The organism is Butyricimonas sp. Marseille-P2440 (genome assembly GCF_900091675.1).
In the GTDB taxonomy this organism is placed as follows: Bacteria; Bacteroidota; Bacteroidia; order Bacteroidales; family Marinifilaceae; genus Butyricimonas; species Butyricimonas synergistica.
Genome location: NZ_LT594608.1, coordinates 127,550 through 144,546 on the forward strand (window position 1 = coordinate 127,550; position 16,997 = coordinate 144,546).

A 16,997-nucleotide genomic window follows, 5' to 3' on the forward strand; every position below is an offset into this window, starting at 1 on the left:
AGAGAGAAAGCTACGAACAGGATTGGGTGGTGCTAATTCTTTAGAGAGGTTCTCTCTCTTTTATATTTTTATAAGCCTAAGTTTCCGGAGTATTTTAATAATGGAAGGCACGCTTAACCCGGCTAACAAGATAACCAGCCACCACAAGGATCTAGGAACCCTATACCTCTCTTTAACCACTTCAACCGGGTAAGGTTCCCTGATAGTATCTCGTTGGCTTACATAGATGGTATCCCGGCTATATCTGTCCCTGTACACGGTTTTCGTCCTGTCCCTGTACACGGTGTCGCCCTTTACAAGCACGAACACGCTATCCTTCTCGTGGATGCTGTCCACTCTAAACCTATCCACGTATTCCGTCTTCGTTTCCGTTGTTTTAACGGGGATGTACTTAATACTATCGCAAGAAACAATAAAAAGAGCCATGAAAAATAACAAAAACAGCCTTCCTTTCAGTGATTTTGATTGATATAGGGCTAGAACATCATTCCCATACGCTCCAAGTTCCCCGCTAGGATCGGGATGTCCGTTCGTGATTATCTCGAAATGGGGAATATTCACGACACGAGGTTTAAAATTTGTTTCTAACTTTTTCACTGCACGTACTTTTTGTAATTAGCGATAAACTCTTCCTCCTTCCCTTTGCCTAAAGGCGTGTTGTAATAGCGCTTCCAGTAAGTAGCCCATCCTTCTAGGTTGCTCGGTATTGCCTTCTTTACACGTAAATAATGCACCCGTGCCATGCAAATTGCTAGCAAGTCGTTGTTCTCTATATCCTCCGCTTTAAAACGGGACACACGAGCGGCACGTTCAATTTTTGCCGCCAGTTCCGGTTTATACCGGAGATAATTATTCACGATGTCGTTGAAAGTTGCCGGCTCCATCTGGAATATCCCCAATGCCGGACCTCCTCCTATTTGTTTCCTGTACTTGCCTAGACGGCTCTCTTGCGCTGCCGTGCCCATTAACAAGTTCACGGCATTGTCCGAGTAAAGTCCTATTTCCTTCAAAACGGACGTTATCAAGTTTCTAATCGTCACCTTGTTCATTCACGAAGTTATTAGGTGGGACTCTTTTAAAACATCTCAAAGCTATATTGCACTTCAGAAACTCGAGCTCTTGTTTTTCAAGTTTCAATCGTGTTATCTCTTCCATGCTTTCACGTATTCGCAAGCGATCATCGTTTTTTTCCGAGTAAAGCTTGTCTATCTTCCCTTTAAGTTCTATAGCCTCGGCGTCCTTCTTGTCGTACAACTCCTTCCATTCATCGGCGTACTGGCTCGTGTATTCCGCTTCTGCCTTTACTGCCGCCGCAGTTTCTTTCCGCCTCTTGGAATTGTAAAACAAGAATATCCCGAGCAACGGTACAATTATTATTGTCACGACCTTGCTAATCAGATCTACGATTTCTTTTATCTCCTCCATTTCATTATTTTAAAATTTAGTTATACATTCGCGAAAAGGTTCTTCTGAACCTTGGTGCCTAGAGCGAAGTACCGGGATGGGAAACGCTCTTTTTTTTATGCCCTAGCGAAGATATTTCCCCGCTAGAGCCAATAGGTTAATTCCCGAGTTGGTTGTAGAACTCCATTATTTTCACCTCCAGTTACGGAAGGAAGTTAGACGGAAGGTTTGCCCCGTTAATGCTAGACACCATCTCGTTCACGCAGTCGTATGTGCCGTTAATGTTCACGTACGGGTTTCCATCTTCCTGCAAAGTTCCCTCGCAATAGAATGTAACATTCGTCGGGTTCGCGCTTTGATCGTACTCTGCCGATAAATGCACGTTTACTCCTTTAATAACATCGCTAGCAGATGCTTGTGTTTTGTAATTAATTTCCATGATTATAAATTTTTAAATTAAACGTTTTCTTTCTCCACAACAAGGTCATCTATCTTGTAGAATAGACTCTTGTTGCGCCCTGTTATACATTTCGATTCATCGGCAAAGTCAAGGACAACTCTCTTTAAAGTTTCGGCCTCAATTCCGATTAACTCGATATCCTTCTCGAAGTCTTTCCCCGGGTTAAAAGTATTCTCCCCTTCCTTGTGTATCTCTCCTCGTTCTATTTCCTCGTTGGAAAATTCCACCTTCGGCACGAAGTTATCGAGCACTTTTCTTTCCTGAAAAGAACTCCCGGCTACTTTTATTAGCCCGAGTAGGTTTAATCTCTCTACAATGTTTAGTTTTAATGTTTGCGTTTCCATGTTATTGTTATTAATTTAATTTTAGAATGTTATTCCCGTCGTGTGTTCTGATCTTACTATCCAGCAATTAGTCCCATTGTATTTTCCTATATATTGGCACACCGCAGTGACTTTAATACCTCCACTTGTAGCGCTTATTTCAGCCCAAGGGGAAAAGCTGCCTCCTTGTAAAATTCGATCATTCCCATTACCAATTATTCCAACAGCATAACCCGTTAAAGGAATTATTCTAACAACATGTCCTGGCTTAATGTATCCACTAGCAGGGAGAGTAACGTTTATCTTACTAGAATTAGCACACACGACAACGGTCTGATACGCGTTTAACACTATCCCCGTGTTAACAAATAGTACGGACGAAGGGATATAACCACATCCTCCGACTGTATAACAATAGTTACTCATTCTTAAGTCGTGCCAATCGGAAGCTATTTCTATCGATCCATTTTCCACGTAAATGTCCCCATTTTTCGAATGCAAGGCACGGGCTGGAGTTTGGGATCCGTAATTGCCTGAATTATTCCAATATGGATTTTCAGCGTACAACTCTAGAGCCGTGACATTGGCTAAGTAATTACCCGTGGTGTGTTTAGCGACTATTTCTAATCCAAGAATGCTTGCGTTATCTCGCAATACCCGTATTAATCCCGCTTGAACGATCCCGCTAGACAATGGCAGAATCCCAGTACTTTCCGGAGATATTACCATACCACCATCGCCGAACAACTTGGAACCTTTCGCGTTATCTGAATCAACAAATGGTGAAACAAATTCTTTACTTTGGAATCCAGATGCCGTTATTACCCATCCTGAAATCATGTTTTTACTTCCTATCTGGAAAATAGGGTCACTTACATTCCCATCAATCCCCTTTAGTCCCCAATCGCTCGCGCTTATGTAGAACATCTCCACGTAATGCGAGGCATCCTTGTAAGCTTTAAATGACCTCTCCTCGCCTGTCGATGTTATCTTCACCCCCGGACCGATACCAAAGTCTTTACCGCCAATTACCTTGTAATCCTGAAACGAAAACCCGGCAACGGCGAGCATGTTGGCACTAATCGAGTTCGCTTTCAGGATATTGGTTTTCAACTTGTCTATAAAACCATCAACCGCGATCAAGGCATCTGCCGTGAGCAATGCCGTGTTTATCATTCCTGCCTTGACAAGTGGTCCTTTGGTTACAGCGTTTGCTTTTAACGCCTCGAAATTTGTAAACCCGAGTTGAGCCGCGAAAGAATCTTTCGTCGTGATCTCCACGTCCGCGTAACCGTCCGCCGTTTGGTCTATAACTGTGGCATAATCCACGAACCACTCTAATGGATTACCCGATGGCTTCACCGGACCAGAAAGGCAAAGGAAATTAATCGTACTAAAAGTACCAGTTGGACCGCAAGTTTCTTTAAAAATATACCTTTCAAACTTTTCGGTTCCTGTCATTGGCGTTAATGCCTCTTGTTTATATCCATCGCCATGAGCGTTATGAATATTTCTAAGCGTGTATCCGACCGGAATTTTAGCACTAACCTCCACGACAAATACCGCGTTAGCTCTCGAATTGTGCCCGAAATAAAATCCCCCCAAATGACTTGTTGTCGTACCACCGTAAGCCTTTATATATAAACACCATTCAGAATCAGCATAAGGCGATCCGACTAATTCGTTCTTTATATGCAAAGCGGTATCCGAATCAAACGAGTTTGAAGCAGTTTGCCCTGTAGATTTACGAACCCTGTGAATCTCCACTACACCGCCGTTATTTTGCGCATTGTATGTTCTGGTTCCATTCAACCCCAGCTTAAACTCCGGGTCCTTGTATAGCATCTTTCCGTTAATAGATCCCCCGGGTTTCCCTTGGGCTCCCGTCGCACCGGTTGCCCCCTTAAACGCTATCGAGTACGAGAACACCTTGGTAAACACCTTACCATCCACTGTAACTGGGATTTTAACCGTCCCGCTTGCAGTTTTCATGCTCGTTGTTACGGTAAAGGTAATAACGGGTGCCGTGGTGCCGTTGCTTGCCACACTTGCCGTCATACCCGCTGGTAACCCAGTTATCGTGCCGATAGTAGCAACTACTTGCGTCGCCCCCTTGTATGCAGTAACACCACATGTAGTAGAGCCAGCCAATGCCGCTGCCGTGGAACCAGCAAAGGCGTGCGATTCATTGCCAAGCAACACCGTGTAGGCGTCTTTCCCTGCAGCTCCCGTCGCTCCGGTAGCACCATCCGCCAACTTCGCTATCGTAAAACTATCGGACAACTTCTCGTCCCCGTTACAGATACACCGGAATGTCCTAACATTCGTACCGGAAGGGAAAAATGTAGTATTACCCGGGGAAACGGTATAAGTCGAGGATGTCGCACCGCTTATGTTCGTCCACGTGCTGCCATTAAGGTATTGCCACTGGTAAGAAGTAGGGGTAAAATTCCTCGGGATTGCCGTTAACACGATGCTCGCCGGGGTTGGCGTACCAGTATAACCTGCCCCGTACTTGAACACTTGCGATGGGGCGGTAACATCTACTGTTTTGGCGATAGCGTCCTGAATCGCTTGCTCCATGTCTTCCGGGGCTTGCACCCAATCTAAAGGTGGCTTTATATGTCCCTCGTAAAGACAAGCCCATTTTATCGTTGCAGGGTTGGCTGAAGAACCGGAAGAAGGAAAATTGTAAATATTTATTTTTCTCTTGTAAATTTCTTGTACAGTTGATGCGGTAATGTGGATAAAAGCAACTTCACCACTCATGTCGACTGGGAGATATCCAGCCAAGGCATTTCCATCATTAAACCAAACTCCAAATTTTTGTCCTCCTGTCGTTGTCCCTCTTAACACTAACGTGTATTTCCCGCCAGTAATGAGGTCTATAGATGTGTAATAGTTTTTTATGTTATAGGAATTGTTTGTTACCTCTTTCCCAGAGTCCAAAAACAAGTTTCTAACCCCTATCTGTATCCCGTCCACCTTGTTCGTTGCATCCTGTTCCGCCAACTCTTTAATCCGGTCCTGTATCGCCTTGTCCGCTTCCCCGACCCTTGTTTTGTAAGTAGAAAGCGCCGTGTTATAAGCGGTGAATTTAGCGTTCACGTCCGCTTTCTCCGCTGCCGTTGCCTTCCCGTCAGCGATAGCGGTATTGATCGAGGATATTAAGTTGGCGTGTGCCGTGTTATAAGCAGTTTTGGCACTAGCGAGATTTGTTTTAGCTGTTCCGATTAGATAGGCGTTAGCGTACAACTTGGTATAGTAAGCGTCTATATCCGCTTTCTCGGCGTTAAGGATGTTTATATTCGACGCTATCGCCTTCGCCTCCGCCTCGTCAATAATACCATCCTTAAAAGCCCCGGTAATCGTGGTATTAAGGTTTGTAACCGCATCGCTTACATCCTTAATATCCTTCGCCACGTCACCGGGAGAGGGTGAGTAAGAAGAAGGAGCGGTGAAGCCCTCGACGAGCATTACTTCCGAGAACTTCACGGAATTGCCAGCGGTGGAGCCGTATTTCCCAGCGAATAGACATAATCTACCCTCTCCATCGGTAAAGTTATTAGTAGTTATAAGAATGCCACCGGAAATACTTAGTAAACCTGCATATTCAACGTTAGCATTAGCATTCCTTATTTCAGCTTTATATTCTGTTGGAGTTCCAACCAAATTCTCTGCCTTGAACGACAAGTGATAAACCGTATTAGGCTTTAATTTAGGTATTACTAATGCTTTAAAGTAAGTATTGTTTGTACCTGCATTCACCGTCACCTCTTCCCCCCCGTCAACCAGGTTAACATTGCTCTGCCCCGTTAGGTCTTCCGTGGCAACGGGTATCTCGGGTAATGGCTTGTTGCCCTCGAATAAGCCGAGGGAGTAAACTAAAACATTATTATAAGAATTGATGTAACAAACTATTTTCTGTATAGTTTTATTCTTGTCCGTTATTAAATCAACTCTTTTCTTTGTGTTTGAACCTGACATTGGAATGGCAGAACGTGTCCCATCCGTGTATATAACATATAATGTCGCCCCCGATTTATTTTCACTATTTTTGCAATCTATACTTATTACATATTGTGTATTTGGCTTGTAAGAGCCAATAAATATATCTTGTGCATTATTTATATTTGCTGTGACATCTACCGCCAACCCTACACCTGCCATGGCAGATAGATTCCATTTTAAATACACCCCATCCGCATCCTGTCCCCACACCGCTATATCCTTGTTCTTCTCGTTCCAAGCAAGCATCATTTTGCGGGAGATAAGGTTTACTGATCCGATTTGGAGATTATCTACCGACTCCTCTGCCACCTTCTGTGCTATAGTGTTGGCGAATGCCGTCCTCTCCGAGTAATAATTGGCAAAGTCTTGGTTGTACTCTGTCTTCTGCGCCACGGTCAGTGATGTGTCTATATTCTGCGACAACTTAACCGTGTTCGTTAAAAAAGTACTAAGAGTGTTGTAAGCATTCTGTAAGGCGGTTATAGAAACTCCGTACTTCGTCGCCTGTGCTTGATAAGATGTAAATTCCTTCTGTATCTGGTTCCACGTGTCCCGGAGAGATGCTTTTTCTTCTTTGGAGATAACCCCATCATCCGCCATTTTAGCAAGCCGAAGCATTGTATCGTTAAACAGCTCCCAATCGGCGGCAGAACCTTGCATCCCGTCCATCTTCTGTGCCCGGCAAATGTACATGGAACCATCTTCTTTAATCCACAAATCGTCGATGTTATAGGCGGGGGTAGGAACGTTATTGGAATAAGTAATAGAGTTTTTCTTCCCTACTGTCCCTGTCAACTCCCGCAGCTTAACCTCCAGTTCCGCCGACACGCTGTCTGCCACCTTTTCCCACTTGTAAACACCATCAACAAAACGGAAATTGTACCTGCTGGATACCGTGTTTCCCTCGCTGTCCGTGGTGTAATAGATGTAAGTATCTCCCACGTGCTTGGCTCTCTCGTCCCTTCCTGTTTCTTCATCAAACCACTCGTTAGCCGGGTAATTGTTTAGAGTCGGTTCGACCTCCCCGTCCCAGCTCTGTATAGCCCCGTCAAGCTGGTTTTGCATATCGGGGATGATAATTCCTGTTAAGTTATCCACGACGGATTGGATGGCGTCAGTGGCATCCTTGGCGTCTTGAATGGCTTGCTGGTTATCCTTTATGTCTTTGTTTATCCCGTTAATCACGTCGCTAAACTCCCCGTGCCTCGTGAAGAGCCCTATTCTGGTTTGATCCTCCGGGTCGACTCCGATTCTCAATACCCATTTATCGGACAAGTCGTAACTATTCACCCCGGCGTATATCGTTCTTCCGGCATCGTCCGGGAATGAAGAGTCCATCACTACCCATTGCAAGTAAGGATCTGTCCTGTGCCCGAACTGCACCACGTCATCACCCACGGCGGGAACTCCCGAACCGGTGTCGCAATCCGTTTTCGAGAGGTCGGCATAGTTTTCTCCTATCCCCGTTACTAGACGCCAGTAGTATTTCTGTGTCCCGTTGCCGTAATTATTGCATCTCGCTTGCGCACCAACCGTGAAATCGTTCGTCTGACCGTCTTCCGTTTCCATGTAAAGACGCCAGTAATCGGCATATTCCTCGACCTTGCTTACCTTCATCCCGGCAGGGGATAAGCATTGCCTACCACCTCGCCAGTACATTTTAGAAACAACAAGCGCCAACACCTCTATGTACTTTCTAAACACCCCTCTATCCGTGTGTAACTCGGATTTGTTGACAATACCCGTACCTGCTCCCGTCATCCCGGCGATAAAATCATCCGTCATCAACCCGCCCGTGATCGTTATCACTCGACCGAGAATATCCCGGAACTCCGCATCTCCCAACGCATCGATTATCCAGCCCTTTATCTTACTCTCGAACTCGGTGGATTGAAGGCTCTTGAATTTTACATCGTCGAAGGTATGCAACTCTTGATCAAACCATTTCACTCTCCACGACTCCACCCACGTGCCAAAAAGGCTTTTAGCTTGATCTAACGTGATACCCGTGTTGTTGGCAATCTGGCTGATAGAATTCTGTATCTTGTCTATCGTGCTAGCCACCCTGTCATTAAACAAGGTAATTTCATATTCCGGAACCGAACCTCCCTCTTTTATAACCAAAGACTGGATTATCACGCTGGCATCAATACCTAGATCTACATCCTTGAAATCAAATATATCTCCCTCTTTTATGGAATCGTGAAGTTCGGGGTGTCTTGCCATAAACACATTGTCGATTTTAGGGACATAAGTATACTTGCTCTTGTCATTCTCTGCCAAATACTTCTTGGCGGCAGCGAGAAGTCGTTGTTCGGCAGCCTTTATATAAATCTCGTCCATCGATATACCAATGAAAACGAAATAATCTCCAGCTGATATTTGATAAGGTATATTAGGGAACACGATATTAATGGAACTATCCGCTTCCCTGTTACACGTTAAAATATAATTATTATTTTTTTTCTCACATCCCGTTATTTCAAACTCACGCCCGCCACACATGCCACTTTTCATCACTATTTTAGGCGTTTCTCCCACTACTAGATGCTCTTGATCAACCGGATTGAAACCGATATCTTTCAGTGTCAACGTGAATGTCTTCTTTTTTATTTCTCCCTCTTCCGGTATAACGCCATCATCCGTCATCTGTTCCGCCGTAACGACTTCATCTATCCGTCCCGTGGCATTCACGTTTTTGCCAGCTTCTTTCAAATCCTCTGCCGTCACACCCTCCAGGGAAGGATATATGTCTTGCAATTCCCCGCTTCCATCAAAAAACACGGATCCTTCTCTTATGCCGAACTCACTAATACTAGAAGAATCAACATAGGCATCCCCTCCATTTTCCGCGAAACCGGGTAACATCAGATTCTTCACGTACATACTCTCGGGTATCAGTAAATTACCTTCCGAGTCTTTCAACTTGTTGTAATACCTGTAAGGCAAATTACGCTGGCTACCGTAAGCTCTCAACCTGGTAATAATCAAAGCGTCTTGATTAGTGCTCTGTTCTATATCGTACAACCCGTTTCCTTTCCCGTATCCAAAAACTTTCCCTACAGACATCCCGGCGGTGCCTATCTTTATCGTCCGTCCCTTTATAATAAAATTTGCGTCAAAGTCCGAATTAACTAGCGATAAAGCTTCCCAGCAATTCTTTTTATCCACGACGATACTTTTATCCCTTACCGCCACTTCCTTTTCTACCGTTACCGTCCATTTCTTGTCCCCAGAGTACATCCTGTCAAGGTTAGCCTGTATCCGGTCGGCAAGATCATTAACCGTGGAAGCGTAAAAAGAGAAACTTGATAACCCGGAAAAATGAACATGATTATCCGCCAAAACGTAATCCAGAAAGTCACATCTTGTCAACTCGTCAGCAAGCGAGTTCATCTTCACGTCCCGGTACTCGAAAGCGTTACCCGATTCCATCGGGTTACTATTCTTCACGGCAGATGGAGTGTAATTAAGAACGTATCTCTCTCCCCTGTATTCAAGGTAATCACCAATCTCGAACAATACAGGAGTTGGACTATTAAAATTAAACGTAACATAACTCTCCCCCATGAAAGTCCCGTTATAACTAAGACTCTCGATAATGCACCTTACTATATTCCCAGTTTTATCAAATACACTCCACATGGTCACTTCGTTAAAATTATATCAGTTACAGGATCATTGACCTTGAACGTGACCTTGAACAAAAAAACATCTCCCTCGGCGTCGCTTCTAACATATTCTCCATCTTGGGAAACACTCATGAATCTCACGTTTTTACGACCGATTCCAGTGAAAGAATCATATACTTTCAAACTAGCCCCGCTTCCATCTCTACCAGTCAAGTAATCCAGAAAGTCACGTATCTTTTCATTTGCCGATCCCGACACGCCCTTGTAAGCAAACTCAACACTTATCTCGTATGATTTTAACCTTATAACGTCAGGAATAAACTCGTCATCTCCGTCCTCGTCAGACCATTCGGTATTCGCTAGTTCCTTCGCGTCCCCGTGTATCTTGAATGGGAAATCCTTGCACCATATCCCGAAATCGGAAACGCTTTCCTTCACTAGCGAACCTTCCTTCTCCTTTTGAAAATATATTCCTTTGTACGCCATATCATCAAAATAAAAAAAAAGCCCGTCATCCGGAATTAATACTCCAGGTGCCGGGCTTCAATTGAGCCTCATTCTTTACATTATGGTAGTACAAATATACAAATAAATACTATTAAACAACATGATAAAAGCATTTATTTAAAGTATTACTTTAATATACTAATTCAAAATTTGAAGTTCATGTTTGGGATTAAACACATTCTAAATTACGATCAAATAACGCGGGGATAATAAAATTATAAATTTATATTGTAACTTTGTACTTGAATCATCTAAGAATTATTACCATGTGTATAGGCATTCGGACAAACAAGGAATTAATCGGTAATTTGATGATACTTCTTGCCAACGCTTGCAAGCCATTATATCACACCAAATTACTTAAATTGCTCTACTTGATAGACGAAGAATCAGTCAAGAGAACAGGAGTTCCCATCACGTGGTTGAACTACAAAGCATGGATGCACGGTCCGGTAACCGAAGATGTCTATTACTCAAAAATCAAAGGACATAATAAATTCTCTGATTACGTTTCATTTAATGATATGGCGGATGGATCTTGTATCATTAAGCCGGTGGCACAATTTGATGATGGCGAGTTTTCAGATTTAGACTTACAGGTTATAAATGATATACTGAAATTGTATGGAGGGAAAACAGCACGTCAACTTGTGGACTTAACGCACCAGCCAGATTCTTTATACGATATCGCGAAAAAGAAACATGGCATCGAATTTTCGGAAGATAATTGCACTTCCGAGATAGAGATTGATTTCCAACAGCTACTAGATTCAGATTCTCGAAAAGCGGAATTCAATTACGCGTTAGAAAACATGAAAACGAAGATATACTCGGGGAATGTATAACATAGGTGATATTCTTCTCGTGGAAAATTATCCACTTCCATCGGAATATAAGGACAAGTTTTTCATCGTGATCGGGAATATGGAAACAGGATACCAACTGTTATCCATGACAACCTCCCAATTATATTTTGACATCAGCCTCGTTAAACACGGCGAAATTGTCGACCGTGAACTATCCGGTTTCTGTTTCCCCGCAGGGCACGTCATTGGAATAAATAATTTTTGTTTCAATAAACACACATTTTTATCTCATCGAGGTAGCATTCGGGAACATGACGATAATTTCCTTTCCAAATTCAACGTGGTACGCGTGGATCATATTAAAGATGATGAACTTGAAGATTTAGTCTACAGTTTCTACAAAAGCGAAAAGGTAAAAAGAAAGTATAAACCGTCCTTGGAAAATGTATTGGAAAATATAATAAAATAAAGCCGGGATTCCCCCGGCTTACATTACACGTTCAATCTAACCCCGCTACCTGGCGTCGTTGCCCTCCTGAACAAATCCCTGAACTCCGTCAACACCTGCACGTTATTAGCGGTATTAACCTGTATCATGGTCAACTGCGTCAACTGCGCCTCAGCGATCAAATTCACGGATGGATACGTTTCATTCAAAAACTTTTCCCATTGCATCTTGATGATGCTAACGTCCGCACGAGTGGCGTTAAGATAGGATGCCAATAAATTACCAGTATCTTCCGTCAGAGATTGCACGCTTTTCCCAAGAGTTGGCGCGTTAGTGTCTTTCCCGAACACGTCAAACCCATGATTTTTCATGATATTTTTATACATTTCTAAAAATGCTTCTCCCATTTTAGTCGCCTTCTCTGAATCCTTGGCTAATTCCTCGGTAGCATCGGCAATCTCTCCTGATAATAACGCGTTAGCAATAGCATCTACAAAAGCATTACCTGTTTGCCCTCCACCGTAGTCTCCATAATTTTCATATGCTTTTTTTATTCTCTCTTGATACTTGTCAAACATTCCTTGCATGAAAGTGTTCTTCAAGATTTGTTCCCCAACGTCTTCAAGAACTTCAACCACGCTATCCCGAAATGACTTCGCGGCATCGGTACCGTTTCTAAAAGCGTCCACGATACTATTACTCAAACTATCTGCAAGACTTCCAAATGTTTCAGATATATACTCCGATATAGCTTTCTCCGCTTCTTGTATTTGCTTTTCCAGTTCAACTAACTTCCGGAGATTGTTTTCCGTTTCACCTGCTAGATTATCAGCATTCTCTAGCAGAGATTCAGCTACCGCGAGATTCAACCTTCCATCAGCAAAAAATAACTCGGCACCATCCATATTCTCCTTAACCCATTGCACTAGATCTTGAGTCTTAGTGTGCTTGCCTCCTATCCCGAGAAAACCTTTCTTTCTCGTTCGGGTGATATAACGAAGATTATCTTTTAATGCCACGTACTCGCTGTCATTTTTCGATACAGAATTCAACACGGTGTTTGTAACTATTCCTCCCCACCATCTCCATTTACTCTTCGGATCTTTCCAAGCTTTTTGCTGCTCGTTCAACTTGTTATTGTAATTATCCGTGGCATCATTAAGAGCTTGAATAGCATTTAGTGCGTTCGATATCTGCTTGGTTCCCCACACGTCTTCCTGCAACAGTTTTGTTTCAACAAGCTTCTTGTTATACGTGTCCTGCGTATCCACGATGCCTTGCAACCAACGTTGATATCTTTCCCGATCCTCGTTTCCACTCAACCATCCTTTGATTTTATCCACGATCTGCATGGCTGTCGAGATTACCTTCAATATAACTGACGCTGATTCTATCATGGCTACTGCTTTCGCCCCAGCAGTGGCGGCAACCTCCACGGCATCGATACTGTTCATAATTCCTTGTGCCGACTCCGTGGCGAACATACCTATATCCCCGATCAACGATATAATGTCACCAGCGGTTCCGCCGATACTCCCTCCAAGGTCTTTCAACGCCCCCGAAAAATCATCCACGGTTCCAGCTACCGACGACATGGCTTTTTTCATCTTGCTCGTCTTGTCAAGATAGTTATCCGTGGCTTCGTTTAATTCCTTCATGGCATCAGCCTCGCTCATCACCTTGTTTGCGCCAGACAGAACGAATTTCACCGTGTTTTGAGCTTGATGTAACCTCGTGGTTGCGGAATTTACTTCATCGATGCTATCCTTCAATGCCTTGAATGGGTCACGTTCCGTTAATTTATCTGCAATACTTTCTATTATTCTGACAAACTCCTTCATGTTCGTCAAGTCAAAAGATTCAGCAGCCTCTAGTTTAAACTTTTCAAGTTGTTCCAGCAAAAATTGCAAAGTCCAGGTTGACGTTTTATCCAAATCCTCGAAAGCCCTCAAGTACTCCGGGGAATTCTTGAACTGGTCAAACTTTGTTTTCAATATGTCCGATTGTTCATCTCTCTTTCTTTTCGCTATTGCCTTATCCGTCGCCTCGTCACCGAGCATCGCTCTCTGCTCCTCCAGTTTCCGTATATCATCGTTCGCTTTCCTTTTTATCTCCACGATCTTTTCCTCGTAATCACGATATTTATTAATCAACTTGGCAGCGTCAAGCATATCTTCTTCCGTAAGCTTCGAAGTAGCCTCCTTGATCTTTTTCACGATGGGGGACAAGTTGCCGTATTCGCCCAATTGCCGGTCGCTCATCCCGAGCAACTCTTCAATCGTCACTTTCTTCCCGCTTGCCTCAATCTCTTTTCTCAACTTCTCCCGCAATTCCTCTATCTCGCTATTGAAAGAAACATTACCACCGAATGCAGCCATCATTGCCCCCTCTTTGCTACCTGTCAAGTCATACAACTTCCTGTACAACTCCCATTTCCTGGCAACGAGCTCCACTTCCTCTCTCATCAACTGCACGGAGTCTTTCAAGTCATTCTTCTCATCTTCCCTAATGCCTTTCGCCCCTGACTTAGAGTACGCCGTCAAATCAACACCGAAAGACTGCCCGAAAGATTCATACTGCTTTTTCTGGAACTTGAATATCTCCAGGTTCTCCATCGCTTTACCATCAAGCAACTTGGGAGAAAGTTTCTCGATACTCTCTATCTCTTTTTTAACATTGTCGTACTCTTCTCCTATACGCTCTAGGAACTTGATCACGTTAGCTTTCTCCTCGTCTTTCGGGGCAAGGAAATTAGTTGTCACATCCCGCCCACCAACGCTTAACTCTTCCCTTGATAACCGTTCCGCCGTTTTTACCCACTCGTCCGACTCTTTGCTCAACTCAGCTATCCGGGCATTAATATTCGCTATATAGTTCCTCGTGTACTGGTCATCAGCATCCCCGAACACCTTCAACTGTTCTGTGAGCATCTCCACTTGATGCGCCCTCGCTTTCTCCGAGTCACTAGGCATCGTTTTAGCGTAACGTTCCTCAATCTTCCTTAGCTCATCTTCATACAATTTTATCCCATTGTACCTGCTATCCAAACTTCTTGAAAACTCATTTTCTGCTTTCTTTTGTTCTTGAATTAACTCCCGAATACGATTCGCATAAGTAACAATACTTTCATCGCCAGTAAAAGCTTCTGTTATATGAATATCCTTCCCGTATAACTTTCCTACTTCAGAAAGTATTTTGTAGGCGTCAGTCACCGAATCTCTAGTCAACCTGTATACAAAATCACTAGCAAATTTCTTTGTCATACTGGGGTCTAACCCTATTTTTTCAGCGATCTGTTCTTGCAATTTGATATTAGTTTTACTTATTTTTTCAGCATACTCTTCTTCTATCTTCTGCACTCCCTGCTCGTAAGCCTGCGCCTGCGTTCTGCGCTTGATTGCTTCTGTTACTTTATCAATAGATGCTGCTACTTGCTCGTTACTGTCCGCCTCCTTGAACAAATTAGGCAAATACTCCCCGTACCGGTTATTAATTTGATTGATAATATCCAAACGCTCTTTAGAACCTGTATTCGCCTTCTTTAAACGATCTACAAGATTATTGTATCCTGCCACTGCCACTGTAACGGAAGATCCTGCCTTATCGCCGATCTCGTCCAACTCTCTTTTAAGCTTTGTTGCTTCCTGGCTAACGTTATATAAATGAATGCCTAGACTAACAACCGCTCCAAGAACCAAACCAATCCATCCACCTTTTCCAACAGAAGAAAGTACTCCGTTTAATTTATTTATTCTACCGATAGTCACGGCTGTAGCGGCGTTCATTTTAGCTGCTGCCGCTGTTTCTGCAACCATGGCTGCCGCCGCTCTTTGCGTGGCCAAAGCCAAACCTTGCTTTCTAACAATTTGTATAGCATCTAACGTGTTGGCTATCGTTACCGCTGCCTTATACGCCCCATAAGTAACTACAAGAGAGCCGATAACCATTGAAACACCCCGCCAGTTATTCATCAAGCTTGTCAACATCTCTAGGCTCGCCTTCAATGGTCCGTTATTCCCCTCCGCTATCTCCGATAACATGATGTCGTAGCTATCTCGCAAGTTCGACCATTTGCCCGCCAAACTTTCTGCCAACTCCTCTTGCATGTTATAAAACTTACCTCCCTCGTTCGTTAAATCCCACAGCACCTCTTTCACCATCTCGAAACTAACCATCCTCTTCGATATCCGGTCAAACACCTCCCCGGCAGAAACAACGTTACCCTCCAGTTGGGAGAATTTCTTCGCTAGTTCGTCAATCAACGGGATTCCAGCCTCCGTGAACTGCCTTACCTCTTGTCCACGCAGGAAAGCCGCACTTCTAACCTGCCCGTAAGCCAGTATAATACGCCCCATGTCAACCCCGAGGCCGGCAGAAATATCCGCCAAACGTTTCGTCGTGTCGTACAACTCCTCGTAAGGGATTGCAAAAGCGGAAAGTTGCTTGGCATAGCTGGCTAAATCCTTGAACTCGAAAGGAGATTCAACAGCTAAAGTTTTAATTTGGCTGAAAATAGTTTCTGCCCGAGAGGCATCCCCAATAATAGAACGCAAGGCGATCTTCTGCTTCTCGAACTCTCCTCCAATCTGTATAATACTTCCTAGAAAACGTTCTGCGGCGTAAATAGACAAATATCCAGATATTTGATTTTTAACCTCGCTTGCAATTCTACCTTGACTCGACAATCTCGTGTTTGCATCACTCGTGAACTTTGCTAGATTTCTTTGCTCTTGTGCCGCTTGTCTAGTTTGCTCGGCAAGTCGATTGGCTTCACTTCTCCTTTGAATATTATTCAGCTTGTCCTGTTCTTGTGCCAGCAAACGAATTGAATTCAATTGCCGGGTCAAATTGCTCCCGATAGCATTTTGAATCCCTCGCGCATCTTCTCTGTCAAGCGACCTTAAAGCGTTCTTTATTTGTTCTATCTTTCGTAACGCCTCTTCGTACCCTTTACCACCACCAGAAAATTTGCCAGTAGAGCGTATCTTGCTCTCTAAAGTATCCAGTTTATTAAGGGCACCTTGTATCCGTGCTATATTTTGAAGCCTTGTGTTATCTGATAACACTCTCGCTTTGCTCTCCGCGTCAGCTTTACGTTCCAAATCCCGGTAATAGTCACCCATCTTCTTCAACTCGTCATTTACCTTTCCGATAGAATTAATAGATTCCACCATCTGACCGGTCATCTGTTTCGAGATAGAAGCGTTTAACTTCTCTTTTGCCAAAGCGGCTGCTGCTTGCGCTTTCTCGTACGCCCGTTCCAGCTTGGTCACGTCCACATCAGGGCGCACGTTCATTCTAACGTCTTTTAATCTCGCTTCAACCCTCTTCTTTATCTTATCGTAATCCTTCTCCGTTTCGTCCTTCAACCCCAACGAAAACCACAACTTTCCCAAATCTGCCATA

The 16,997-nt window shown here is 43.7% G+C and carries 10 protein-coding genes; 2 read left to right on the forward strand and 8 right to left on the reverse strand.

Translation table 11 applies throughout. The features are described from left to right. Positions 1 to 60: 60 nt before the first annotated feature. From BN8899_RS04185 to BN8899_RS04215, 7 genes are all read right to left on the reverse strand, one after another. Positions 61 to 597: a hypothetical protein gene (locus BN8899_RS04185; protein WP_065218442.1), complete on the reverse strand. Its 537-nt coding sequence runs from the start codon at positions 595 to 597 to the stop codon at positions 61 to 63. Then, entirely contained in the window at positions 594 to 1,049 is a 456-nt protein-coding gene (locus BN8899_RS04190; RefSeq protein WP_065218443.1) for a hypothetical protein, read from the reverse strand. The genes BN8899_RS04185 and BN8899_RS04190 overlap by 4 nt, the downstream gene beginning before the upstream one ends. Continuing rightward, positions 1,030 to 1,425: a hypothetical protein gene (locus BN8899_RS04195; protein WP_065218444.1), complete on the reverse strand. Its 396-nt coding sequence runs from the start codon at positions 1,423 to 1,425 to the stop codon at positions 1,030 to 1,032. The genes BN8899_RS04190 and BN8899_RS04195 overlap by 20 nt, the downstream gene beginning before the upstream one ends. Before the next feature lie 181 nt (positions 1,426 to 1,606). Further along, a complete protein-coding gene (locus BN8899_RS04200; RefSeq protein ID WP_065218445.1) occupies positions 1,607 to 1,843 on the reverse strand; it encodes a hypothetical protein in 237 nt (78 codons plus the stop codon). Positions 1,844 to 1,860: 17 nt separating this feature from the next. Further along, the gene (locus BN8899_RS04205) at positions 1,861 to 2,208 is read right to left on the reverse strand and encodes a hypothetical protein (protein ID WP_065218446.1); all 348 of its coding nucleotides are present in this window, start codon (positions 2,206 to 2,208) and stop codon (positions 1,861 to 1,863) included. A gap of 21 nt (positions 2,209 to 2,229) precedes the next feature. Then, positions 2,230 to 9,843: a hypothetical protein gene (locus tag BN8899_RS04210; RefSeq protein ID WP_065218447.1), complete on the reverse strand. Its 7,614-nt coding sequence runs from the start codon at positions 9,841 to 9,843 to the stop codon at positions 2,230 to 2,232. 2 nt (positions 9,844 to 9,845) lie between these two features. Further along, positions 9,846 to 10,316 carry a hypothetical protein gene (locus BN8899_RS04215; RefSeq protein WP_065218448.1) on the reverse strand — a complete coding sequence of 157 codons (471 nt, stop codon included), beginning with the start codon at positions 10,314 to 10,316 and terminating at the stop codon, positions 9,846 to 9,848. Positions 10,317 to 10,603: 287 nt separating this feature from the next. Here BN8899_RS04215 and BN8899_RS04220 point away from each other — a divergent pair, with 287 nt between their 5' ends. Together BN8899_RS04220 and BN8899_RS04225 are read left to right on the forward strand one after the other, a co-directional pair. Further along, positions 10,604 to 11,182, forward strand: a complete 579-nt coding sequence (locus BN8899_RS04220) for a Panacea domain-containing protein (RefSeq protein ID WP_065218449.1) — start codon at positions 10,604 to 10,606, stop codon at positions 11,180 to 11,182. Next, positions 11,175 to 11,612 carry a hypothetical protein gene (locus tag BN8899_RS04225; RefSeq protein ID WP_065218450.1) on the forward strand — a complete coding sequence of 146 codons (438 nt, stop codon included), beginning with the start codon at positions 11,175 to 11,177 and terminating at the stop codon, positions 11,610 to 11,612. The genes BN8899_RS04220 and BN8899_RS04225 overlap by 8 nt, the downstream gene beginning before the upstream one ends. A gap of 23 nt (positions 11,613 to 11,635) precedes the next feature. On the opposite strand, the gene BN8899_RS04230 is transcribed toward BN8899_RS04225, so the two are convergent. Further along, the gene (locus BN8899_RS04230; protein ID WP_065218451.1) at positions 11,636 to 16,996 is read right to left on the reverse strand and encodes a tape measure protein; all 5,361 of its coding nucleotides are present in this window, start codon (positions 16,994 to 16,996) and stop codon (positions 11,636 to 11,638) included. Position 16,997 lies beyond the last annotated feature (1 nt).